Annotated in this window: 16 protein-coding genes; 7 read left to right on the plus strand and 9 right to left on the minus strand. The window is 67.3% G+C overall.

Annotated elements, in window-relative coordinates; all coding sequences use genetic code 11:
* Positions 1-193 precede the first annotated feature (193 nt).
* Complete coding sequence (locus WFK98_RS15760) at positions 194-1,543, plus strand: Nramp family divalent metal transporter (RefSeq protein WP_336800901.1); 1,350 nt, start codon at positions 194-196, stop codon at positions 1,541-1,543.
* 110 nt (positions 1,544-1,653) lie between these two features.
* Here WFK98_RS15760 and WFK98_RS15765 read toward each other — a convergent pair whose 3' ends face one another.
* Entirely contained in the window at positions 1,654-3,186 is a 1,533-nt protein-coding gene (locus WFK98_RS15765) for a UxaA family hydrolase (RefSeq protein ID WP_336800902.1), read from the minus strand.
* Positions 3,187-3,332: 146 nt separating this feature from the next.
* Entirely contained in the window at positions 3,333-4,253 is a 921-nt protein-coding gene (locus tag WFK98_RS15770) for a ribokinase (RefSeq protein ID WP_336800903.1), read from the minus strand.
* 533 nt (positions 4,254-4,786) lie between these two features.
* Here WFK98_RS15770 and WFK98_RS15775 point away from each other — a divergent pair.
* From WFK98_RS15775 to pyc, 3 genes are all read left to right on the plus strand, one after another.
* Positions 4,787-6,373, plus strand: coding sequence for a glucan biosynthesis protein (locus WFK98_RS15775; protein ID WP_266338719.1), 1,587 nt, complete (start codon positions 4,787-4,789; stop codon positions 6,371-6,373).
* Positions 6,361-8,562 (plus strand): glucans biosynthesis glucosyltransferase MdoH, encoded by a 2,202-nt coding sequence (gene mdoH, locus WFK98_RS15780; RefSeq protein WP_336800904.1) that lies wholly within the window; start codon positions 6,361-6,363, stop codon positions 8,560-8,562. Before WFK98_RS15775 ends, mdoH begins: the two co-directional genes overlap by 13 nt.
* A gap of 172 nt (positions 8,563-8,734) precedes the next feature.
* Positions 8,735-12,175: a pyruvate carboxylase gene (gene pyc / locus WFK98_RS15785; protein WP_336800905.1), complete on the plus strand. Its 3,441-nt coding sequence runs from the start codon at positions 8,735-8,737 to the stop codon at positions 12,173-12,175.
* 94 nt (positions 12,176-12,269) lie between these two features.
* Here pyc and WFK98_RS15790 read toward each other — a convergent pair whose 3' ends face one another.
* From WFK98_RS15790 to WFK98_RS15810, 5 genes are all read right to left on the minus strand, one after another.
* Positions 12,270-13,652 carry an extensin family protein gene (locus WFK98_RS15790; protein ID WP_336800906.1) on the minus strand — a complete coding sequence of 461 codons (1,383 nt, stop codon included), beginning with the start codon at positions 13,650-13,652 and terminating at the stop codon, positions 12,270-12,272.
* A gap of 82 nt (positions 13,653-13,734) precedes the next feature.
* Positions 13,735-14,673, minus strand: coding sequence for a Gfo/Idh/MocA family protein (locus WFK98_RS15795; RefSeq protein ID WP_336800907.1), 939 nt, complete (start codon positions 14,671-14,673; stop codon positions 13,735-13,737).
* 99 nt (positions 14,674-14,772) lie between these two features.
* Entirely contained in the window at positions 14,773-15,261 is a 489-nt protein-coding gene (locus tag WFK98_RS15800) for a GNAT family N-acetyltransferase (RefSeq protein WP_266338724.1), read from the minus strand.
* On the minus strand, positions 15,258-16,286 hold the full coding sequence (locus WFK98_RS15805; protein WP_266338725.1) for a patatin-like phospholipase family protein: 1,029 nt from the start codon (positions 16,284-16,286) through the stop codon (positions 15,258-15,260). Before WFK98_RS15805 ends, WFK98_RS15800 begins: the two co-directional genes overlap by 4 nt.
* Positions 16,283-17,080 (minus strand): 3-hydroxybutyrate dehydrogenase, encoded by a 798-nt coding sequence (locus WFK98_RS15810; RefSeq protein ID WP_266338726.1) that lies wholly within the window; start codon positions 17,078-17,080, stop codon positions 16,283-16,285. The genes WFK98_RS15805 and WFK98_RS15810 overlap by 4 nt, the downstream gene beginning before the upstream one ends.
* Positions 17,081-17,263: 183 nt before the next feature.
* Here WFK98_RS15810 and WFK98_RS15815 point away from each other — a divergent pair, with 183 nt between their 5' ends.
* The 3 genes from WFK98_RS15815 (at position 17,264) to WFK98_RS15825 (ending at position 20,169) form a co-directional block, all read left to right on the plus strand.
* Complete coding sequence (locus WFK98_RS15815) at positions 17,264-17,791, plus strand: Fur family transcriptional regulator (protein ID WP_266338727.1); 528 nt, start codon at positions 17,264-17,266, stop codon at positions 17,789-17,791.
* 188 nt (positions 17,792-17,979) lie between these two features.
* Positions 17,980-19,266, plus strand: a complete 1,287-nt coding sequence (gene ispG / locus WFK98_RS15820; protein ID WP_336801179.1) for a flavodoxin-dependent (E)-4-hydroxy-3-methylbut-2-enyl-diphosphate synthase — start codon at positions 17,980-17,982, stop codon at positions 19,264-19,266.
* 102 nt (positions 19,267-19,368) lie between these two features.
* Positions 19,369-20,169 carry an META domain-containing protein gene (locus WFK98_RS15825; protein WP_336800908.1) on the plus strand — a complete coding sequence of 267 codons (801 nt, stop codon included), beginning with the start codon at positions 19,369-19,371 and terminating at the stop codon, positions 20,167-20,169.
* Positions 20,170-20,218: 49 nt separating this feature from the next.
* On the opposite strand, the gene WFK98_RS15830 is transcribed toward WFK98_RS15825, so the two are convergent.
* Complete coding sequence (locus tag WFK98_RS15830) at positions 20,219-21,109, minus strand: polyprenyl synthetase family protein (RefSeq protein WP_420909625.1); 891 nt, start codon at positions 21,107-21,109, stop codon at positions 20,219-20,221.
* A 261-nt stretch (positions 21,110-21,370) separates the two neighbouring features.
* Positions 21,371-21,898, minus strand: a complete 528-nt coding sequence (locus WFK98_RS15835) for a carboxymuconolactone decarboxylase family protein (protein ID WP_336800909.1) — start codon at positions 21,896-21,898, stop codon at positions 21,371-21,373.
* Positions 21,899-22,011: the final 113 nt, after the last annotated feature.

Raw genomic sequence — 22,011 nt, forward strand, 5'->3', positions numbered from 1 at the left:
CAAACTAGGGCCTGCCGGATGTTCCCGCCAGTCGCAGCCGTCCGATTCCGCGATCGCGCGTCCGCAGCGGCTCCCGCGCTGCCGTTGCGCCGCCGCCGCGTTCGCGCCGCCTGTCGCAACGTTCCTGTTGACTTCGCGGCCAACTCGTCCATTTAATGCGAATAGTTCTCAGTTGCATTTCTGAAAGCCCATCATGCGGACGATCGAGGAAGAGAAGGCAGCGGGCGGCGGGTGGCGTCGCGAACGTGGCGCTCCTTCGCTCGCCGAGGTGCATGGCTCGATCGCGGTCGCCCCGGGAGCGCCGAACTGGCGCAAGGCGGCCGCCTTCCTCGGCCCCGGCTATCTGGTCGCCGTCGGCTACATGGATCCCGGCAACTGGGCGACCTCGATCGCCGGCGGCTCGCGCTTCGGCTACACGCTGCTCTTCGTCGTGCTGCTGTCGAGCCTGATGGCGATGATCCTGCAGGCGCTGGCGACGCGGCTGGCGATCGCCACCGGCCGCGATCTCGCCCAGGCCTGCCGCGACGCCTATCCCGCCCCGGTCGCCGGCCTGCTCTGGATCCTGGCCGAGATCGCCATCTGCGCCACCGACCTCGCCGAGGTGATCGGCACGGCGATCGGCCTCAATCTCCTATTCGGCATCCCGCTCGAGATCGGCGTGCTGATCACCGCCCTCGACGTCTTCCTGGTGCTCTATCTGCAGACCAAGGGGTTTCGCTGGGTCGAGGCGCTGGTGATCACGCTGCTCGGCGTCATCGCGGTGTCGTTCCTGGTGCAGATCGTCATGGCCGACCCGGTCTGGGGCGAACTGGTGCGCGGCTTCGTGCCCTCGACCGAGATCGTCTCCAACCCGAACATGCTCTATCTGGCGCTGGGCATCATCGGCGCGACCGTGATGCCGCACAATCTCTACCTGCATTCCGGCATCGTGCAGACCCGCGCCTACCATGCCGACAGCAAAGGCAAGCGCGAGGCGATCCGCTTCGCGACGATGGATTCGACGCTGGCGCTGCTGTTCGCGCTCGCCATCAACGCCTCGATCCTGATCCTCGCGGCCTCGGCCTTCCACGCCAAGGGCAACACGGAGGTGGTCGAACTCGACAAGGCCTACACGCTGCTGCATCCGCTGCTCGGCTCGGCGCTGGCGCCGACCCTCTTCGCCGTGGCGCTGCTCTGCTGCGGCCTCAACTCGACGGTCACCGCCACCATGGCCGGCCAGATCGTCATGGAGGGCTTCCTCAACATCCGCCTGGCGCCCTGGCTGCGCCGGCTGATCACGCGCGGCATCGCCATCGTGCCGGCCGCCGCCGTCACGATCTATTACGGCGACAAGGGCGCAGGCCAGCTGCTGATCCTGTCGCAGGTGATCCTGAGCCTGCAGCTCCCCTTCGCCGTGATCCCGCTGGTGGTGTTCACCGCCGAGCGCCGCAAGATGGGCGAGTTCACGACGCCGCGCTGGCTGACCGCCGTCGCCGCCGTCATCGCCGCGACGATCATCGTCCTCAACATCAAGCTGATCTTCGACGTGCTGGCCGGCGGGTAGCGAGCCGCGCCGCCTTCCCTGCCCGTCTCCTTCCATGACCTGATAACAAAAAAGCCCCCGTCCGATCGGACGGGGGCTTTTTGTTTTCAAGACAGCGGTAACGCCGGGCCTTACATCACGGCGCCGATCTGCCACGGCACGAATTCCGCGTCGCCATAGCCGAGGTCTTCCGACTTCGAATGCTTGCCGGACGCGACCGCGACGATCTCGTCGAAGATCTCCTGGCCCTTCTCCTCGATCGAGACGCCATCCAGCACGTCGCCGCAATTGATGTCCATGTCATCGATCATGCGGGTGTAGACGTCGGAATTGGTCGCGAGCTTGATCGACGGCGTCGGCTTGTAGCCGGCGGCCGAGCCACGGCCCGTGGTGAACACGATCATGTTGGCGCCGGAAGCGATCTGGCCGGTGACGGCGGCCGGGTCATAGCCCGGGCTGTCCATGTAGACGAAGCCATGCGTATCGACCGGCTCGGCATACTTGTAGACGCCGCGCAGCGTCGAGGTGCCGCCCTTGGCGGCGGCGCCGAGCGACTTCTCGAGAATCGTCGTCAGGCCACCCAGCTTGTTGCCCGGCGACGGGTTGTTGTTCATCTCGCCCTGGTTGCGCTCGGTATAATCTTCCCACCACTTGATCAGGCCGACCAGCTTCTCGCCGACCTCGCGGTTGGCGGCGCGGCGGGTGAGCAGGTGCTCGGCGCCGTAGATCTCCGGCGTCTCCGACAGGATGGTCGTGCCGCCATGGCGGACGAGAATATCCGAGGCATGGCCGAGCGCCGGATTGGCGGTGATGCCGGAATAGCCGTCGGAGCCGCCGCACTGCAGGCCGACCATGATCTCGGAGACCGGGGTCGCCTGGCGCCGGTAGGCGTTGGCGGCCGGCAGCATCTCCTTGATCGTGGCGATGCCGGTCTCGATCGTCTTGCGCGTACCGCCCGTGTCCTGGATCGTCATGGTGCGGAAACCGTCATGCTCGACCAGATTGTACTGCTTCATCAGCCGCGGAATCTGGAACACTTCGCAGCCGAGACCGACGACGAGCACGCCGGCGAGGTTCGGATGCGCGGCATAGCCCCACTGCGTGCGCTCCAGCGTGTCGTAGCCCTCGCCCGAACCGCCCATGCCACAGCCGGTGCCGTGCACGAAGGAGACGACGCCGTCGACGTTCGGATAGTCCTTGAGGATATCCGAGCGATTGAAGGCGTCGGCGATGTAGCGGGCGACGGTCGCCGAGCAGTTCACGCTGGTCAGGATGCCGATGTAGTTGCGCGTGCCGACCTTGCCGTTCGGACGGTGGAAGCCATCGAAATGACGGCGCTCGTTGAGCGGCAGCAGGCCGTCGTCATGCGCGCCCTCGGCGAACTGGTAGTCGCGGTCGAACTCGGACATGCCGCAATTGTGCTCGTGCACCCACTCGCCCGGCGCGATCGGCGCCTTGGCGAAGCCGATGATCTGGCCGAACTTCAGGACCGGGGCGCCTTCGGCGATGCCGGTGACGGCGATCTTGTGGCCTTTGGGCACGCGCTGGCTAGCGGTCACGCCCTCCACGACCGACCCCGGCATGATGGTGTCGATGGCGACGCGGACATTGTCCGTGCCGTTCAGGCGCAGGGTACGGGGTTGTGCAGCGGTGGTGACGCTCATCGATGATCTCGGAATAGAGGGCTACGGCACGACCGGAAACCGCGCGCAGGCGCAGGCCGGATGCGACTCAGATTGGTTTTCAGATGAATATGATATTCACCAGTGATCAGTCTTGTCAGTCGTCATACATCAGCCCCGTCCCGCTGTCACGGAAAAGCGGGATCGTCGATCAGCGACAATTCGATCGCCTCCCGCAGGGGGAAGCTGGGTTGCGCGCCCGGCTTGGCACAGGCAAGCGAACCGGCCACGGCGGCCCGGCGCATCGCGATCGCGAGGTCGGCGCCCTCGTCGAGCAGCGCCGCCAGCACGCCGCAGAACGTGTCGCCAGCGCCGGTGGTGTCGACCGGCACGACCTTCAGCGCCGGCACGCTGATGGTGTCCGCCTCGGTGGTGGCGGCGACGGCGCCATCCGGGCCGAGGGTCGCGATCACCGTGCGCTTCAACTCCCCGGCCAGCCGGCTGACCGTCTCGGCGCCGGTCGAGCCGGGGTTAAGGCCGAGATGCCGGGCGAGGTCTCCCGCCTCGGTCTCGTTCACGAGGATCATGTCGATATCGGCGAAGGCCTCGCGCTCCACCGGCAGGAAGGGCGCGATCGAGAGCACGACGCGCGCGCCGGCGGCCTTGGCGAGGCGGGCGGCGGCGAGCGTCTGCTCGAACGGCACTTCCATCTGCAGCAGAAGCGTGTCGCCGACGCCGACCGAGCCCGGCGCGATGTCATCGGCGGAAAGCTTCGCATTGGCGCCCGGCGACAGCACGATGGTGTTCTCGGCATGGTCATCGACGGTGATCACCGCCATGCCGGTCGTGTTGCCCCGGCGCTGGACGCCGGTCAGGTCGACGCCGCCGGCGTCGAGCTCGGCGAGCGCGGTCGCGGCCATGTCGTCACTGCCGACCGCGCCGATCATGCGGACATTCGCGCCCGCGCGCCGCGCCGCCAGCGCCTGATTGGCGCCCTTGCCGCCGGGGATCAGCTGGTATTCGGATCCGGGCACCGTCTCGCCCGGGCGCGGCAGGCGCGCGGTCCGGCTGACGAGATCGATATTGATGGAACCGAAAACCGTGATCATGACTGCTTCCTCAGCGGAGGTTTCTTTTGGTGTTGTGCACTCGAATCGAATGCAATCTGGGTCGAATGGGCCCGGGCCGAACGCACTTCGGCCGATGAGCGCCGCAGAGAATGCCTAGGCGCGACGACGCGCACAAGTAGCCGCACAGGTTGCAGGCCCGCCCGCGCTTCCTGGCCCGTCGTCCCCCAGCGGCACCTCCCGGGAAAAAATGGCTTCAAATATGATCGCAGGCGACCTCCGGCGACGTTCCGCATTCTCGAAAACGCGGCTAAGCTATGTGGGATTTGACGGGAATCATGGCGTCGGGGAACGCGACATTGTCGGACTTGAGCAACCAGCCGGAAGGTGGGAATCCGCTCCGGATCCGCACCTTTGTCGCGACAGGGCCATGGCGGACGGAAGCCTTCGGCCCTATAGGGAGCCAACGACCTCCGCAGCCGGTTCGGCTGCGGCAAACGGGCCGTGTTAATTTCACCACAGTTCGACCCTAAGTTCGGGTAACCACTCCGGTTTTCCGAGAAAACAGACAGAAAATGACTGAGACTCCGTTCAAGATCTCGCGGCGACGCCTGCTCGCATCGGCCGGCGCCTTTGTCGCCGCCGCTGCCATCGGCAACCTGTACCCGGTCGAGGCCATGGCGCAGGCGAACAACGTCGCCGCGTCGCTTGCGACGGACGGTCCCTTCACCCGGTCGACCGTGGCGGAAATCGCGCGCCGCCTGTCGCGGGTGCCGTTCGCCGCGCCGACCTCGCGCCTGCCGGACGTGCTGCAGAACCTGACCTACGACCAGTATCGCGACATCCGCTTCAAGCCGTCGGCTTCGGTCTGGGCCGATGACGGCCTGCCGTTCAAGCTGCAGCTCTTCCATCCCGGCTTCTACTACAAGGAGCCGATCGAGGTCGCGATCGTCAAGGAAGGCCAGGCCAAGCACCTGCCCTACTCGACCAACATGTTCGATTTCGGCCCGCTGGTGCCGAAGGGCATCCCCGACGTCGACATGGGCTTCGCCGGCATCCGGGTGCACGGCCCGATCAACAATCCCAACTATTTCGACGAAATACTCGTCTTCCAGGGCGCCAGCTATTTCCGCGCGATCGGCCGTGGCCAGGTCTACGGCATCTCCGCGCGCGGCCTCGCCATCAAGACGGCCGAGCCCGAGGGCGAGGAATTCCCGATTTTCCGCGCCTTCTGGGTCGAGACCCCGATCAAGGAAGGCGAGACCATCGTCCTGCACGCGCTGCTCGACAGCCCGAGCGCGTCCGGCGCCTATCGCTTCACGATCCGGCCCGGCTATCCCACCACCATGGATGTCGAGGCGACCCTGTTCCCGCGCGTCGATCTCACCAAGGTCGGCCTGGCGCCGGGCACCAGCATGTATTTCTTCGGCTCGAACGACCGCATCGGCGTCGACGACTTCCGCCCCGAAGTGCACGATTCCGATGGCCTGCTGATGGTCAATGGCCGCGGCGAACGGCTGTGGCGGCCGATCTCCAATCCGACGACGCTACAAATCAGCGCCTTCGTCGACGCCGGCCCGCGCGGCTTCGGCCTGATGCAGCGCAACCGCGTCTTCGACAATTACGAGGATCTCGAGGCCTCCTACGAGGCGCGGCCGAGCCTCTGGGTCGAGCCGGTCGGCGACTGGGGCCAGGGCGCCGTCACGCTGGTCGAGATCCCGACCAATTCCGAGGTGCATGACAACATCGTCGCCTACTGGCAGCCGAAGGACGTCATCGCTGCAGGCACCGAATACGCCTTCGCCTATCGCCTGTCCTGGGGCGGCGACCCGGCCTATGCGCCGGGCGGCATGGTCGTGGCCGGCACCCGCATCGGCCGCGCCCAGTCGGATGGCGACAATCCCAATCGCCGCTTTGTGATCGACTTTTTCCCGCCGCAGGCGTTGGAAGGCCAGCCGGCGAAGGAACCGAAGGCGACGGTCACCACATCCAGGGGTAAGATCAGCAATGTCGTGCTGATCCCCAACCCGAAGCTGGGTGAAGGATGGCGCGTCAATTTCGAACTCGACCCGGAAGACGCGACCCTCGTGGAGTTGAGGGTCGTGCTGCAGTTCCCGGATGAGCGGCCAGCGGAGACCTGGGTCTATCGATGGACGGCGTGATCGCTTTCCCTGCCGTGGAAACGGCCCAGCCGGCGGATCTGCCGCCGCCGGCCTCCCGCGTCCCGGGGGACGAGGCGACGGCCCATCCGACGCGCGGCACGCCGCCGGAGACGCCTTCGGACATGCCGACCCAGTCGCTCTGGCGCTTTCGCCGGCGCGACCGGCGCAAATTCGTCGATCCGCGCCGCTCGCGCTCGTCCTGGATCCGCCGCATCGGCATCCTCGGCAGTGCGTTCCTGCTCGCCGCCGTCGCCGTCTTCGAGATGGAGCAGGTGCTGATCGTCGGCGGCCTGACGCCGATCGAGATCGCCGTGCTGGTGCTGTTTGCGCTGAATTTCGGCTGGATCGCGCTCGCCTTCACCAGTGCGATCGCGGGCTATGGCGTCGTCATGGCCCGGCGATACCGCCAGAAGCGTACCCCGCCAGGCCCGCTCGGCGGCAGGACGGCCATGCTGATGCCGACCTACAACGAGGACCCGTCGCGGGTCTTCGCCGCAGTCGAGGCCATGGCGGTCGGGCTCGACGAACTGCACCAGGGACCCGCCTTCGACTGGTTCATCCTCTCCGACACCACCGATCCCGACGTGGCGCTGGCGGAGGAAGCGGCGCTGCTCGCGCTGCGCGGCCGCCTCGGCGACCGGGCCAAGATCTATTATCGTCGCCGCCGCAAGAACGTCGCCCGCAAGTCCGGCAACGTCGCCGATTTCTGCACCCGCTGGGGCGCCGCCTACGACCACATGCTGGTGCTCGACGCCGACAGCCTGATCGCCCCGGAGACGATCGTGGAGCTGGCGCGCCGGATGGAGGAAGACCCCGATGCGGGCCTGATCCAGACCATCCCGGCCCTCGTCAACGGCACCACCATCGTCGCCCGGCTGCAGCAGTTCGCCGGCCGCGTCTACGGCCCGGTCGTCGGCGCCGGCCTCGCCTTCTGGACCGGCTCCGAGGGCAACTACTGGGGCCACAACGCCATCATCCGCACGCGCGCCTTCATGGAGGCCGCGGGCCTGCCCCACCTGCCCGGCAAGCCGCCCTTCGGCGGCCACATCCTCAGTCATGATTTCGTCGAGGCGGCGCTGCTGCGCCGTGCCGGCTGGACGGTACGGATCGCCGAGGACCTCGCCGGCTCCTATGAAGAAAGCCCGCCCTCGCTGATCGACCTCGCCGTGCGCGACCGGCGCTGGTGCCAGGGCAATCTGCAGCACACGCTGGTGTTGCCGGCGCGCGGTCTGCACTGGGTCAGCCGCATCCACCTTTTAACCGGAATCGGCTCCTATCTCGCCTCGCCTCTGTGGCTGATGCTGATCCTCGCGGGCCTGGCGCTGTCGCTGCAGGCGCATTTCATCCGCCCGGAATATTTCACCGAGGAGTTCCAGCTCTTCCCGACCTGGCCGGTCATCGACGCCGAGCGCGCCCTGCGCCTGTTCGGCCTCACCATGGTGATCCTGTTCGGCCCGAAGCTGCTCGGCCTGATCTCCTTCCTGCGCACGCGCGACGATCGCCGCAAGGTCGGCGGATTCCGCACCATTGCGAGCTTCGTGTTCGAGATCATCGTCTCGGCGCTCATCGCCCCGATCATGATGCTGGTCCATACGGGCGCCATCCTGTCGATCCTGCTCGGCCGCGATTCCGGCTGGAAGCCGCAGCGCCGCGACGATGGCGGCGTGCCGATCAAGTCGCTGATCGTCCGCCATCGCTGGCATTTCCTGATCGGCGTCGCGCTGCTGTTCGCCGCCTGGCTCGATTCGCTCGTGCTCGTCGCGTGGATGTCGCCGGCGATCCTCGGCCTGCTCCTGGTCGTGCCGGTCTCCGGCATGACCGGTTCCAACACGATCGGCCGCTTCATCCGCCGGATCGGACTGCTGCGCACGCCGGAGGAAGTCGACCCGCCGGCGGTCGCGATCGCCGCCGCTGCGGCGCGCCCGGTCTATGAGCAGGCGGTCGCCGAAGCGCCGGATCTCGTCGCGATCGCCCGCGACGAGAACCTGCGCGCCGTCCACCTCGCCCTGACCGATGCGGTGCCGCCGCGGCCGCGCGGCAAGATCGATCCGCTGGAAGCGCAGGCGATTGCCAAGATCGAGGAAGCCGGCACGATCGAGGAAGCGGTGTCGTTCATGACGCCGGCCGAGCGCGCCATGGTGATGGCGACGCCGACTTTGCTACGACGGCTGAGTTCGATCCCCGCCTAGGCGCACTGGAAGTCTTCTCAGGCGGCTTTGTTTTCCGCCGCCTGAGAATGCCATGCCGCCGCCGCGCTGCAGCGCAAAACTCCGGTCTTTTCGCAACCGCACAAACCTAGTAATCATTCCCCCAGCAGCCTCGTCGGCAGCGACGATGCCCGGCCAATGTTTGGGGGAATACGTGACCATCAAGAAAATCCTGGTCGCCAACCGGTCCGAAATCGCCATTCGCGTGTTCCGCGCGGCGAACGAACTGGGCATCACAACCGTTGCGATCTTCGCCGAGGAAGACAAACTCGCGCTGCACCGTTTCAAGGCCGACGAAGCCTATCAGGTCGGCAAGGGCCTCGGCCCGATCGAAGCCTATCTGAACATCGCCGACATCATCCGCATCGCCCGCGAGGCGAAGGTCGACGCCATCCATCCCGGCTACGGCCTGCTGTCGGAGAGCCCCGAATTCGCCGAAGCCTGCCGCGAGGCCGGCATCATCTTCATCGGCCCGTCGCCCGATACGATGCGCATGCTCGGCAACAAGGTCGCCGCGCGCAATCTGGCGATCTCGGCCGGCGTGCCGGTCATGCCGGCAACGGACCCTCTGCCGGACGACGTCGAGACCATCAAGGCCGAAGCCGCCCGCATCGGCTATCCGCTGATGCTGAAGGCCTCCTGGGGCGGCGGCGGACGCGGCATGCGCGTCATCCGCGACGAGGAGACCCTGCTCAAGGACGCGGTCACCGCCCGGCGCGAGGCCAAGGCCGCCTTCGGCAAGGACGAGATCTATCTCGAGAAGCTGGTCGAGCGCGCCCGTCACGTCGAGGTGCAGATCCTCGGCGACCAGCACGGCAACATCGTCCATCTCTATGAGCGCGACTGCTCGGTGCAGCGCCGCCACCAGAAGGTGGTCGAGCGCGCGCCGGCGCCTTACCTCTCCGAGGCCGAGCGCAAGGAGCTGACCGATTACGGCGTCAAGATCGCCACCGCGTCCGATTATTACGGCGCCGGCACGGTCGAGTTCCTGATGGATGCCGACACCGGCAAGTTCTACTTCATCGAGGTCAATCCGCGCATCCAGGTCGAGCACACCGTCACCGAGCAGGTGACCGGCATCGACATCGTCAAGGCGCAGATCCACATCGCCGAGGGCGCCGCCATCGGCACGCCGGAATCGGGCGTGCCGAAGCAGGCCGACATCCGCCTGAACGGCCATGCCCTGCAGTGCCGCATCACGACGGAAGACCCCGAGCAGAACTTCATCCCCGACTACGGCCGCATCACCGCCTATCGCGAGGCGTCCGGCTTCGGCATCCGCCTCGACGGCGGCACCGCCTATTCGGGCGCGGTGATCACGCGCTTCTACGACCCGCTGCTGGAGAAGATCACTGCCTGGGCGCCGACGCCGCAGGAAGCGATCTCGCGCATGGACCGCGCGCTGCGCGAGTTCCGCATCCGCGGCGTGGCGACCAACCTGACCTTCGTCGCCAACATCATCAACCACCCGCAGTTCCGCGACAATTCCTATACGACCCGCTTCATCGACACGACGCCGGAGCTGTTCTCGGCCGTGCGCCGGCGCGACCGCGCCACCAAGCTGCTGAACTACATCGCCGACGTCACCGTCAACGGCCACCCCGAGACCCGCGGCCGCGTCAAGCCGAAGGCCGACGCGCTCGCCAAGGTGATCCCGCAATACGCGGCCGACCCCGCGCCCGGCACCAAGCAGTATCTCGACGCCCACGGCCCCGAGGCGCTCGCCAGGTGGATGCGCGCCGAGAAGCGCGTGCTCGTCACCGACACGACGATGCGCGACGCGCACCAGTCGCTGCTCGCCACCCGCATGCGCACGCATGACATCGTCGGCATCGCCGACGCTTACGCACGGGGCCTTCCCGGGCTTCTCAGCCTCGAATGCTGGGGCGGCGCCACCTTTGACGTCTCCATGCGCTTCCTGACGGAAGATCCGTGGGAGCGGCTCGCCATGGTGCGCGAGCGGGCGCCGAACATCCTGCTGCAGATGCTGCTGCGCGGCGCCAACGGCGTCGGCTACACCAACTACGCGGACAATGTCGTCAAGTTCTTCGTCAAGCAGGCCGCCGCCGGCGGCGTCGACCTGTTCCGCGTGTTCGACTGCCTGAACTGGGTCGAGAACATGCGCGTCTCGATGGACGCGGTGCGCGAGGAGGGCAAGGTCCTCGAGGCGGCGATCTGCTACACCGGCGACATCCTCGATCCCGACCGCGCCAAGTACGACCTGAAATACTATGTCGGCCTCGCCAAGGACCTGGAAAAGGCCGGCGCGCATGTGATCGGCCTCAAGGACATGGCCGGCCTGCTGAAGCCGGCGGCCGCCAAGAAGCTGGTCGCGACGCTGCGCGAAGAGACCGAGCTGCCGATCCACCTGCACACGCACGACACGTCGGGCATCTCGGCGGCGACCGTGCTGGCCGCCGTCGAAGCCGGCGTCGATGCCGTCGACGCGGCAATGGACGCGCTCTCGGGCCTGACCTCCCAGCCCTGCCTCGGCTCCGTCGTCGAGGCGCTGAAGGGCTCGGAGCGCGACACCGGCCTCGACACCGACGCGATCCGCAAGATCTCGTTCTACTGGGAAGCGGTGCGCGGCCAGTACGCCGCCTTCGAAAGCGACCTGAAGGCCGGCGCCTCGGAAGTCTATCTGCACGAGATGCCGGGCGGCCAGTTCACCAACCTGAAGGAACAGGCCCGCTCGCTCGGCCTCGACACGCGCTGGCACGAGGTCGCGCAGGCCTACGCCGACGTCAACAAGATGTTCGGCGACATCGTCAAGGTGACGCCGTCGTCGAAGGTCGTCGGCGACATGGCGCTGATGATGGTGTCGCAGAACCTTTCCGTCGCGGATGTCGAGAACCCGGCGAAGGACATCGCCTTCCCTGATTCCGTCGTGCAGATGATGCGCGGCGACCTCGGCCAGCCGCCGGGCGGCTGGCCGGAAGGCATCCAGAAGAAGGCACTGAAGGGCGAGACGCCGTCGACCGCGCGCCCGGGCTCGCTGATCGCCGCCGCCGACCTCGAGGCCGAGCGCAAGGCGGCCAAGGACAAGGTCGGGAATGGCGACATCGACGACTTCCAGCTCGCCTCCTACCTGATGTACCCGAAGGTCTTCACCGACTTCGCCAAGGGCCAGCAGACCTGGGGACCGACCAGCGTGCTGCCGACACCGGTCTATTTCTACGGCCTGCCGATCGGCGAAGAGATCCTGGTCGAGCTCGAGAAGGGCAAGACCATGGTGATCCGGATGCAGGCGATCGGCGACGCCGACGAGGAAGGCCTGATCCGGGTCTTCTTCGAGCTGAACGGCCAGCCGCGCGTCATCAAGGTGCCGGATCGCGCCAATGCCGGCTCGGTCGTCGCCAAGCGCAAGGCCGAGGACGGCAATCCGAACCATGTCGCGGCGCCGATGCCGGGCGTCGTCTCGACGCTCGCCGTCAAGGCAGGCCAGACGGTCAAGGCCGGCGACGTGCTGCTGTCGATCGAGGCGATGAAGATGGAAACCGCCATCCACGCCGACCGCGATGGCACCATCGCCGAGGTCCTGGTCCACGCCGGCAGCCAGATCGACGCCAAGGATCTCCTGGTGGTGTTCGGCTAAGCCATTTCGGGACGCGGTTGTCTGCGATCGCGTCCCGGTTTCTCGACTTGCCTTGCGGGACGCGCGTGCGGACTGCCTGGCGTTTGCTGAACGCTCAGTGACAATACTTCTTCCCGCCGCCCTTGCCGCGCTGGCGCAGGTCGAGGTGGTAGTGGTCCTCGTGATAGCCGTCAGAACCCGGCCCGAGCACTGTATTGAACTTGTCGCAGGCGGAGACGCGCGCCGCCTTCAGGAAGCTGTCTTCCTTCTCCGTGCGGCCCTCGGTCTTCTTCACCGTTACCCACCGCCCGTTCACCTGGAAGGCGGCGATATCGACCGCATTCAGGAAGGCATGCTCGGACAGCATGGCGGTGGCGATCTGGTTGCGACCGCGGCACGAATAGGAATCGGCGACGCGGAGCGCCGTGACCCGGCCACCGAGCGTCGCCTCGGCCGAGGGCTGGATGTCCTCATCGACCCAATGGGCGAGCGTCGTCGCCATGGCGCAATTGATCTTGGCGGCCGGCTCGAGATCGACCTTGCCGCCTTCGAGCGCCGTCACGTCGAACGGATCCGGCCCGCCGCACTGGCCGGCCTCGATCGCCGGCAGCGCCTTCGCCGAAATCTTCAGCCCGCTCAACAGCGCCTTGCAGGCGGCGAGTTCCGGCAGTGCCGGAATGATCCGCGGCGCCAGCGCCGCCAGCATGATTTCCGGCTTTCGACGCGGCATCGGAAGCGACGATGGCGGCGGCGCCTCGGCGACGAGCGATTTCTCCTCTGAGGGATGGTCGATCGGCTTGGTATCGGTCGGAGCGAGCCCCGCCTGCTTCTCCGGCGGCGGCAACCGGTCGCCCTTCTTCAGGCTGCCGTCGTCGTTCCGCCCCTCGGCCGGCGTCGGCTTCAACAGCGTCGGCAGCACAGGCGGCGCGAAGGCCAGTTGCTCCTCGGTCGGCGGATCGGCCGGAACGGCGCCCGCAAGCGCCGAGGCCGCCGCAAGGGCGCCTGCGGCCAGCGCCGGATCGGCCGGCACCGGCACAGTCCGCACCGTGCCGACAGTCGCCTCGGCAGGAGCCGGGATGGCGATCAGCCCGGCCGCCTTCCGCTCCTCCGCCGGCTTTTCACGGGGCAGCGGCGCGACGGCGACGGGCGGCGGCGTCGTCGCAGGCTCGGCGCTCTCCGCAGGGCGACGGGTCGGCAGCGGGGTGTCGGCCGGAGCGGCCGGGGCAGCAGCGGCCGCCGCGCTATCGACGGTTGGCACGACGGCAGCTTTGGCCGGCAGCGAGGCGGGCATCGCCTTGTGCGGCTTCCGCTTGGCCGGCTTCCTCGCCGAGGAGCCGTCCACCTTCGGAATGACCTTCTGGAACAGTTCGTCGGCCGTGATCGCGCGCGCCTCGAACGGCGCCGCGCCGACAAGCAGGGCGGCCAGAAGGCCGCCCATGCCGAACGTCAGTACCCGCAATCCTGCCATCGCCGTACCCGTCCGCTTTGCGATCAACATTCGCCTCTCGTTCCGATGCTGACGAGAGGCAACGCAATCCATTGGCGTTCCGTTCCGGCGGGCGTCGCGGGACGCCCTCGCCCTACCAGACGAAGGCCTCCGTTTCCTCGCGCCGCCCGACCAGCATCGCGTCCGCTACCAGGCGAAGCGGCGCGCCGTCGACATCGCTCTGACCCGACGCCAGCAGATCGGCGAAACGGGCGTAGATCCGCTCATATTCCTCGCTCGGCGCCTCGACGGCGAGCTTGCCGTCGACGTCGAGCGCCGCGCCGCCCTTGTAGAGACGCAGCTTCCTGCCATTGGCGGTCTCGATCGTCATGTGCCACTTCTCGTCGCCCTGCTCGCGCCAGTCAAAATCGGCGGTCAGCGCCGGCTGCGACGCCACGGCGCTGCCGAAGACGAGCTTGGCGGCGATCGGCGTCTGCCGGTTTTCCGGATAGGTCAGGGTCGCCGATTTTACGAAGGGGGCGAAGGGCAGGATCTTGACGAAGATCGAGAGCGCGTTGATGCCGGGATCGAAGACGCCGAAACCGCCGGGCTCGAACACCCAGTCCTGGCCAGGGTGCCACTTCTTGACGTCCTCGCGCCACTCGATCTTGACCGAGCCGACGCCATGGGTCGCGAGCAGCGCCTTCGCCTCGTCGACGGCCGGGTTGAACTGCGAATGCCAGGTGGCGAACAGAACCTTGCCCTGCGCCTTGGCGAACGCCTTCAGATCCTCGAATTCGGCCATGGTGGCCGCCGGTGGCTTTTCGAGCAGCACATGCTTGCCGGCGGCGAGCGCCTCACGGGCGATGGCGTGGCGCACGTCCGGCGGCGTGTTGACCGAGACGATGCCGATCTCCGGCATCGCCGCATAAAGTTCCGCCGCCGTCTTGAAACTCGGCACGCCGTTATGGCTGAGCCCGCGCTGGCTGACGACCGCCGCGACCTCGAAATCGGCGCCCTTGTCGATCACCGGCAGATGCTGGTCCTGCGTGATCTTGCCGAGCCCGATGATCGCGATTTTATGCTTGACCATGTATTTCCGCCCTAGTGGTCTTGTTGGCTGTTGAACCGGTTATCCGCGATCTAACACGATGCGGCGGCGGACCGCAAAAGGACCCGCCCGGCGGCGAGTTCAGAGAACCTTGCCTGCCCCTTCGGCATCGAGATGCCGAATGAAGATCGCAAGATTATGCGGGCCGACGCCGCGCTCCACTTCCGTCCAGCCGCGACGGGCGTAGTAGGCGCTCTTTTCCGGCACGGCGCAGAGATAGATGCGATCGAAGCCGAGCGCGCGCGCTTCGTCGACGATCCGCTTCGACAGCGCCTCGCCCATGCCCTGCATGCGCTCTTCCGGCTCGACCCAGAGCGCAGCCAGCCAGGGCGTGTATTGCGGCCGCTCCTCGACGTCGCTGTCGATCAGGATGGCTGAGCCGACGAAATCATCGCCCCGATGCGCGACGACGCCGAGCGGCACGGCATCGGTCTTGAACTCGCGCAGATGGCCAAGCAGCGTCGCGAGCGGTTCGCCAGCCTCGCGCCACCAGGCGTGCCACATGCGGTCGGCGACGGTGCCGATGAATTCCGGCCGCGCGGCGAGATTGGAGAAGGTTACGTCGGTCACTGGAACTGCGCCCTCAAGTCCACGGTATCGCGCACGCCTATATCGTCGAAATGAGCCTGAAGCCATTCCCCGGCCGCCTCGCGGCCGGCGGCATGGAGTTCCTCGAAGAAGGCGCGCGACGTATCGAACTTGGTCGAGGCGCTGAAATTCTCCAGGGCTTTGCCGGCGTCGACGCGATGGACTCGGCTGCGACGATAGACGCCGGGATCGAGCCGGCCCTGGTCGAGCATCCGGTTGACGAAGTCGATGGCTCGGAATTCGCGCAGCAGCGAGGCGTTGAACGTGATCTCGCTCATCCGCTCGAGGATCTCCTTGGCCGAGGTCGGCACCGTGGTACGCTCGATCGGGTTGATCTGGACGAGCAGAATGTCGCTCGACTTCGTCTCGGTAAAGAAAGGGAAAAGGGCGGGGTTTCCCGTGAAACCGCCGTCCCAATAAGGCTCGCCATCGACCTCGACGGTCTGGAACAGATAGGGCAGGCAGGCCGAGGCCATCACGGCATCGGCAGTGATGGCGCCATCTGAAAACACCTTGATCTTGCCGGTTTTTACCGCCGTCGCGGAGATGAACAGCCTTGGCGCGGCGCAGGCGCGGACCCGCTCGAAATCCACCATCTCGACGACGATCTCGCGCAGCGGGTTGATGTTCATCGGGTTGAAGCCATAGGGCGACGAGAAATTCGTCATCGCCTCGATCATGCGGAAAGGCTGCATCGCTGGCATCCGCCACGCCCCCATCCAGGCGCCGATGAAATCGCGCGCCGAGGCGCCGGCCCGGCCTGCGGCACTGACCCGCATCCAGAATTCGTGCAGGCGGGCGCGCGCGCCCGCCGCGCCATCACGCGCCATTCCGTCGGCGAGCGCCACGGCGTTCAGCGCGCCGGCGCTGGTGCCGGAAATGCCCTCGAAGCGGAGCCGGCCATCCTCGAGCAACCTGTCGAGCACGCCCCAGGTGAAGGCGCCATGGGCGCCGCCCCCCTGCAGGCCGAGATTGATCGTCTTCCGCCCCGTGGCCGGCGTGCTCATGCCGCCGTCCAGCCGCCGTCGATCGACTGCAGCGAACCGGTGATCGAGCGGGCGGCCTCCGTCGTCAGGAACAGCGCCAGCGCCGCCACCTCCTCGACCTTCACGAACTCCTTGGTCGGCTGCGCCGCGAGGATGACGTCCTTCTTCACCTGCTCCTCGGTCATGCCGCGCGCCACTGCGGTCGCCGGAATCTGCTTCTCCACGAGCGGCGTCCAGACATAGCCTGGGCAGATGGCGTTGACGGTGATGCCGTGCTCGGCGGTCTCCAGCGCCACCGTCTTGGTGACGCCGGCGATGCCGTGCTTCGCCGCGACATAGGCGACCTTGAAGGGCGAGGCGACCAGCGCATGCGCCGAGGCGGTCGAGATGATGCGACCCCATCCCTTCCGCCGCATCGCCGGCAAGGCGAGGCGGATGGCGTGGAAGGCGGCGGACAGGTTCAGGGCGATGATCAGGTTCCATTTGTCGATCGGAAACTCGTCGATCGGCGCGACATGCTGGACGCCGGCATTGTTGACCAGCACGTCGACGGCGCCGAATTCCTTCTCGACATCGCCGATCATCGCCGCGATCTCGTCCTCGCGGGTCATGTCGGCGGCGGAGTAGCGGACCTCGACGCCGAACTCGGCCGCGAGGTCTGCGCGCAGCTTCTCGATCGCCACCGCATCGCCGAAACCGTTCAGCACCAGATGCGCGCCGGCGCCGGCCATGGCCCGCGCCATGCCGAGGCCGATGCCGGATGTCGATCCTGTCACCAGCGCGACCTTGTCCTTGAGGTGACCGTCCTTCGCCATGAATTCGTCTCCGGGATGAATGATAAGGGGTGAGAACCGACCCAATCGACCATATATTGCAGCGCAACAGCAAGGGAAGGCGGCGCCGATGTCGCGCCCCGCTCGGTCTTGCAGGCGATCCGTGCTAGAACGCGGCGCAGCGGACCCGCAACGGCTGCCTTGGGCCATGCGCATGAGGATTGGATGACGAGCGGAGCAAAGCACGGAACCGGCGAGATCATGCTCGAACACCGCGACCATGACCACGACCATTGCGCGCGCGATGCGATCGCCCATGCCGAGGCGATCTCCGCCGCCGAGGGACTGCGCTTCACCGAGCAGCGCCGCAAGGTTCTGGCGGCGCTCGCCGAAAGCCACGTTCCCGCCAGCGCCTATGAGGTGATCGACCGCCTTGCCGCCGACGGTCCACGCCCGGCGCCGGTCTCCGTCTACCGGGCGCTGGAGTTCCTGGTCGAGCACGGCTTCGCGCACCGGATCGAGAGCCGCAACGCCTATATCGCCTGCTCGCGCGGGCCGGAGGGGCACGACAAGCCCGGCCATGGCGCGGCGACCGTGTTCCTGCTCTGCGAGAACTGCGGGGCCGCCGGCGAGGCGTCCTCCGCCGCGCTGACCGAAGCGCTCGCTGCCGTGACGCAGGCGGCCGGCTTCGCGCCGAGCGCCCCGATCATCGAAATCCGCGGCCTCTGCGCCCGCTGCCGCAAGGCGGGGTAGCGCAATGTCGCGGCACGGGCTGATGTCTCGCGATATCGCGCCCCTTCACCTCTCCCTGAGGAAGACGTCGACGACGAAGTCGGCGGGTGAGGGCTTACGCCCTCTCCGGAAACGCCGTAAACCCTCAACCGGCCCTGTCGGGCCGACCTCTCCCTCGGGGAGAGGTGAAAGTCATGACTGAGCCCGCCATGAACGCTCCCGCCGATCTGCCCTCCGAATCCCTCGCCGGTCCGCTTGCGCGCCGACGCGCCGTATCCGTCCGCGTCGGCAAGGTGCGCGTCGGCGGCGATGCGCCGGTCGTCGTGCAGTCGATGACCAACACCGACACCGCCGACATCGACGCGACGGTGGCGCAGGTCGCGGCGCTCGCCCGCGCCGGCTCGGAACTGGTCCGCATCACCGTCGACCGCGACGAGGCGGCGGCGGCCGTGCCCTTCATCAAGGAAAAGCTTCTCGCCAGGCGGATCAACGTGCCGCTGATCGGCGACTTCCACTATATCGGCCACAAGCTCCTGACCGATCACCCGGCCTGCGCCGAGGCGCTCGACAAATACCGCATCAATCCCGGCAATGTCGGCTTCGGCGAGAAGCGCGACCGCCAGTTCGCGACCCTGATCGAGCTCGCGATCCGGTACGACAAGCCGGTGCGCATCGGCGTCAACTGGGGCTCGCTCGACCAGGACCTTTTGACCCGGCTGATGGACGAGAACGCTGCCTCCGCCACGCCGATCTCCGCCGCGGCCGTGATGCGCGAGGCGATCTGCCAGTCGGCCATCCTGTCGGCCAAGCTCGCTGAGTCGATCGGCCTGCCGCGCGACAAGATCATCCTGTCGGCCAAGGTCTCGAACGTGCAGGACCTGATCGCCGTCTATCGCGATCTCGCCCGCCGCTCCGACCATTGCCTGCATCTCGGCCTGACCGAGGCCGGCATGGGCACCAAGGGCATCGTCGCCTCCTCGGCCGCCATGGGCATCCTGCTGCAGGAAGGCATCGGCGACACCATCCGCGTCTCGCTGACGCCGGAGCCGAACGGCGACCGCACCCGCGAGGTGCAGGTGGCGCAGGAACTGCTGCAGACCATGGGGTTCCGTGCCTTCCTGCCGATCGTCGCCGCCTGCCCCGGCTGCGGCCGCACGACCTCGACCGTGTTCCAGGAACTGGCGAGCCGCATCCAGGAAGACATCCGCACCTCGATGCCAGTCTGGCGCGAGCGTTATCCGGGCGTCGAGGCGCTGAAGGTCGCGGTGATGGGCTGCATCGTCAACGGCCCCGGTGAATCGAAGCATGCCGACATCGGCATCTCGCTCCCCGGCACCGGCGAGACGCCGGCGGCCCCGGTCTTCATCGACGGCAAGAAGGCGGTGACCTTGCGCGGCCCGCAGATCGCCGACGACTTCCGCAAGCTGGTCGACGACTACATCGAAAAGCGGTTTGGGATTGGCCACAAGGCGGAGTCGCCGGAAGCGGCGGAGTAGGCCGAAGCTGGCGCCATAGCCACGCGTCATTTTCTCCCCGTTTACGGGTGCTTCCGTAACGACTAGATCTTTGTCATCCGCTGGTTCTGACGAGGATCGATCGTGGTCAACATTCTGCCGATGCGCCTGTTGTTTGCCCTCGCCATTCTGGCCGCCCCGAGCGTGGCGCTGGCGCGGCCGCTCGACGGATCGGTCACCTATCGCGAGCGCATCGCCCTCGACCCGAAAGTGGCCGTCACCGTCAGCCTGGTCGATGTCTCGCATGCCGACCGGCCGGCCAAGCTGATCGCCAAGCAGCGCATTCGCCCGCGCGGCCGCCAGGTGCCGATCGATTTCCGCCTTCACTACGCGCCCGCCAAGATCAAGCCGGGCCACCGCTACCAGTTGCAGGCCCGGATCGACCTCGGCGACGACCTGCTGTTCATCAACAAGGAGGCCGTTCCTGTCGACCCCTTCGCCACCAAGGGACCGGTGACGATCCTGGTGCAGCGGATGGCCGACAAGGACGCACCCGCCAAGGTGCAGGTCAAGGATAAGGTCGCGGCGCCGTCCGGCCCCGCAGCCCCGCTGAAGGGCACGGAATGGCTGGCCGAGGACATCGGCGGCAGCAGCGTGCTCGACATCGTGCAGTCGACGCTGGTGATCGAGGGCGGCGGCCGCATCTCCGGCTCCGGCGGCTGCAACCGCTATTTCGGCACGGCCACAGTCGAGGGCGGCAAGATCAAGATCGGCCCGCTCGGCGCGACGCAGATGGCCTGCGTACCGGCGCAGATGGAACAGGAGCGGAAATTCCTCGACGCGCTCGGCGCCACCAAGGGCTTCCGCCTCGACGACGGCAAGCTGATCCTGCTCGACGCCGGCGGCAAGCCGCTGATGCGTCTCATCAAGAATACCAAGGCCTGAACCATCAGGGACCTGAGGAAACCGGGCCGGCGTTGCCGGCCCTTTTCGGTCACGCCTCGCGAATGGCGACGAAACGGGCCGCCTCGGCCAGCGTCACGGCACGCGCGCCGAACGGCGCCAGCAATTCTTCCGCCTCGGCGACGAGACCGTCGAGCATGGCGCGCACCGGCGTCACACCATAGAGCCCGACCAGCGTCCCCTTGCCGCGCGAAGAGTCCTTGCCGGTCGCCTTGCCGAGCGCTTCCGCCGTCGCCGTCTCGTCGAGAATGTCGTCGGCAAGCTGGAAGGCGAGGCCGATGACCTCGCCGAACCGGCGGATACGGTCGCGGTCTTCCGCCGTGGCGCGGCCGAGAATGGCGCCCGCCTCGCAGGAGAAGCGGATCAGCGCACCGGTCTTCATCGCCTGCAGGCGGCGGATCGCCGCCTCGTCCGGCGTGTCCTTCTCGGCCTGCAGGTCGAGCATCTGGCCGCCGGCCATGCCGCCGAGGCCGGAGGCGCGGGCAAGCCCGAGCACGAGATCGGAACGGACCTGCGGATCGGCATCGGTCGCCGGATCGGCCAGGAGATCGAAGGCGAGCGTCTGCAGCGCGTCGCCGGCAAGGATCGCCGTCGCCTCGTCGAAGGCGCGGTGCACCGTCGGCCGGCCGCGGCGCAGGTCGTCGTCATCCATCGCCGGCAGGTCGTCATGCACGAGGCTGTAGGCATGCAGGCATTCGAGCGCCGCGCCGACACGGAGCGCGCTTTCGCCATTCGCCTCGAACAGGCGCGCCGTCTCGACCGCCAGGAAGGCCCGGAGCCGCTTGCCCCCGCCGAGCGTCGCATGGCGCATCGCCTCGATCAGGCGCACCGGCCGAGCGATCTCGCCCTCGCGCGGATTGGAGCCGAGCACGCGATCGAGCACGCGTTCGATCGCCGTCGCCGCGCCGGACAGGCGCGCCAGAAACTCATCGTCAAGCAGAACCAAGATTGCCTCATCGAAACGCCGGGGTGCCGGAAGCCTTGCCGCGACTTCGAGGGGCTCGTCAAGCGCGGGCGTGCATCCCGCTCGCCGGAAGCCGCCTCTCCGCGTCGAGCCCCAGCAACCAGCGAGACTAGAGACGGCCGCGTCAGTGTCGCCGACGCGGCCGTTTCGAGGCGTGAGCCGATGTCATCAGGACACGGCCCGCCGGGCCGACGAACCGGAACCGGCGAGAGTGCGCGCTCAGGCCGCCTCGGCGGCCTCGAGCGACACGGCGACCGACTGGATGATGGCGGCGAAGCGGACGGAAGCCTGGATGACCTCGGCCGAGACATTCGCCTTGCGCAGCACCGCCTCGTGGCTGTCCATGCACATGCCGCAGCCGTTGATGGCCGAGACGGCGAGCGACCAGAGCTCGAAATCGACCTTGTCGACGCCGGGATTGCCGATCACGTTCATGCGCAGCTTCGCCGGCATGGTGCGGTATTCGGCGTTCGAGACGAGATGGCTGAAGCGGTAGTAGACGTTGTTCATCGCCATGATCGACGCCGCCGACTTCGCCGCCGCCAGCACGGCCGGGGAAAGATGCGGCGCGGCCTCGGCCTCCAGCGCGGCCTTCACCACCGGATTGCGGGTGGCGATGCCGCAGGCGACGATCAGGCCGTACTTCTGCTGCGGCGTCAGCGTCTCGTCGGAAGCGAGCGTCGACAGATTGAGGCGGACATCCTTGGCGAAATCCGGGATCCGGGACTTCAGCGAATCGATCGACATGTCAGACTTTCAAGGCAAGGCGCCTCGAAGACCCTGGGCCCGTGCGAAGCGCGGTAGAAGACGGGAAACGGAAGCGGACGGGCGTCCGGAAGCATAAGGGGCGTTCCGGGCCG

Source organism: Kaistia sp. MMO-174 (assembly GCF_037147815.1).
GTDB lineage: Bacteria > Pseudomonadota > Alphaproteobacteria > Rhizobiales > Kaistiaceae > Kaistia > Kaistia nematophila.

Excerpts from the sequence above, each read along its gene's own strand:
- WFK98_RS15760 (WP_336800901.1), top strand. The coding sequence starts at position 194 with ATGCGGACGATCGAGGAAGAGAAGGCAGCGGGCGGCGGGTGGCGTCGC.
- WFK98_RS15765 (WP_336800902.1), bottom strand. The coding sequence starts at position 3,186 with ATGAGCGTCACCACCGCTGCACAACCCCGTACCCTGCGCCTGAACGGC.
- WFK98_RS15770 (WP_336800903.1), bottom strand. The coding sequence starts at position 4,253 with ATGATCACGGTTTTCGGTTCCATCAATATCGATCTCGTCAGCCGGACC.
- WFK98_RS15775 (WP_266338719.1), top strand. The coding sequence starts at position 4,787 with ATGACTGAGACTCCGTTCAAGATCTCGCGGCGACGCCTGCTCGCATCG.
- mdoH (WP_336800904.1), top strand. The coding sequence starts at position 6,361 with ATGGACGGCGTGATCGCTTTCCCTGCCGTGGAAACGGCCCAGCCGGCG.
- WFK98_RS15790 (WP_336800906.1), bottom strand. The coding sequence starts at position 13,652 with ATGTTGATCGCAAAGCGGACGGGTACGGCGATGGCAGGATTGCGGGTA.
- WFK98_RS15795 (WP_336800907.1), bottom strand. The coding sequence starts at position 14,673 with ATGGTCAAGCATAAAATCGCGATCATCGGGCTCGGCAAGATCACGCAG.
- WFK98_RS15805 (WP_266338725.1), bottom strand. The coding sequence starts at position 16,286 with ATGAGCACGCCGGCCACGGGGCGGAAGACGATCAATCTCGGCCTGCAG.
- WFK98_RS15810 (WP_266338726.1), bottom strand. The coding sequence starts at position 17,080 with ATGGCGAAGGACGGTCACCTCAAGGACAAGGTCGCGCTGGTGACAGGA.
- WFK98_RS15815 (WP_266338727.1), top strand. The coding sequence starts at position 17,264 with ATGACGAGCGGAGCAAAGCACGGAACCGGCGAGATCATGCTCGAACAC.
- ispG (WP_336801179.1), top strand. The coding sequence starts at position 17,980 with ATGAACGCTCCCGCCGATCTGCCCTCCGAATCCCTCGCCGGTCCGCTT.
- WFK98_RS15835 (WP_336800909.1), bottom strand. The coding sequence starts at position 21,898 with ATGTCGATCGATTCGCTGAAGTCCCGGATCCCGGATTTCGCCAAGGAT.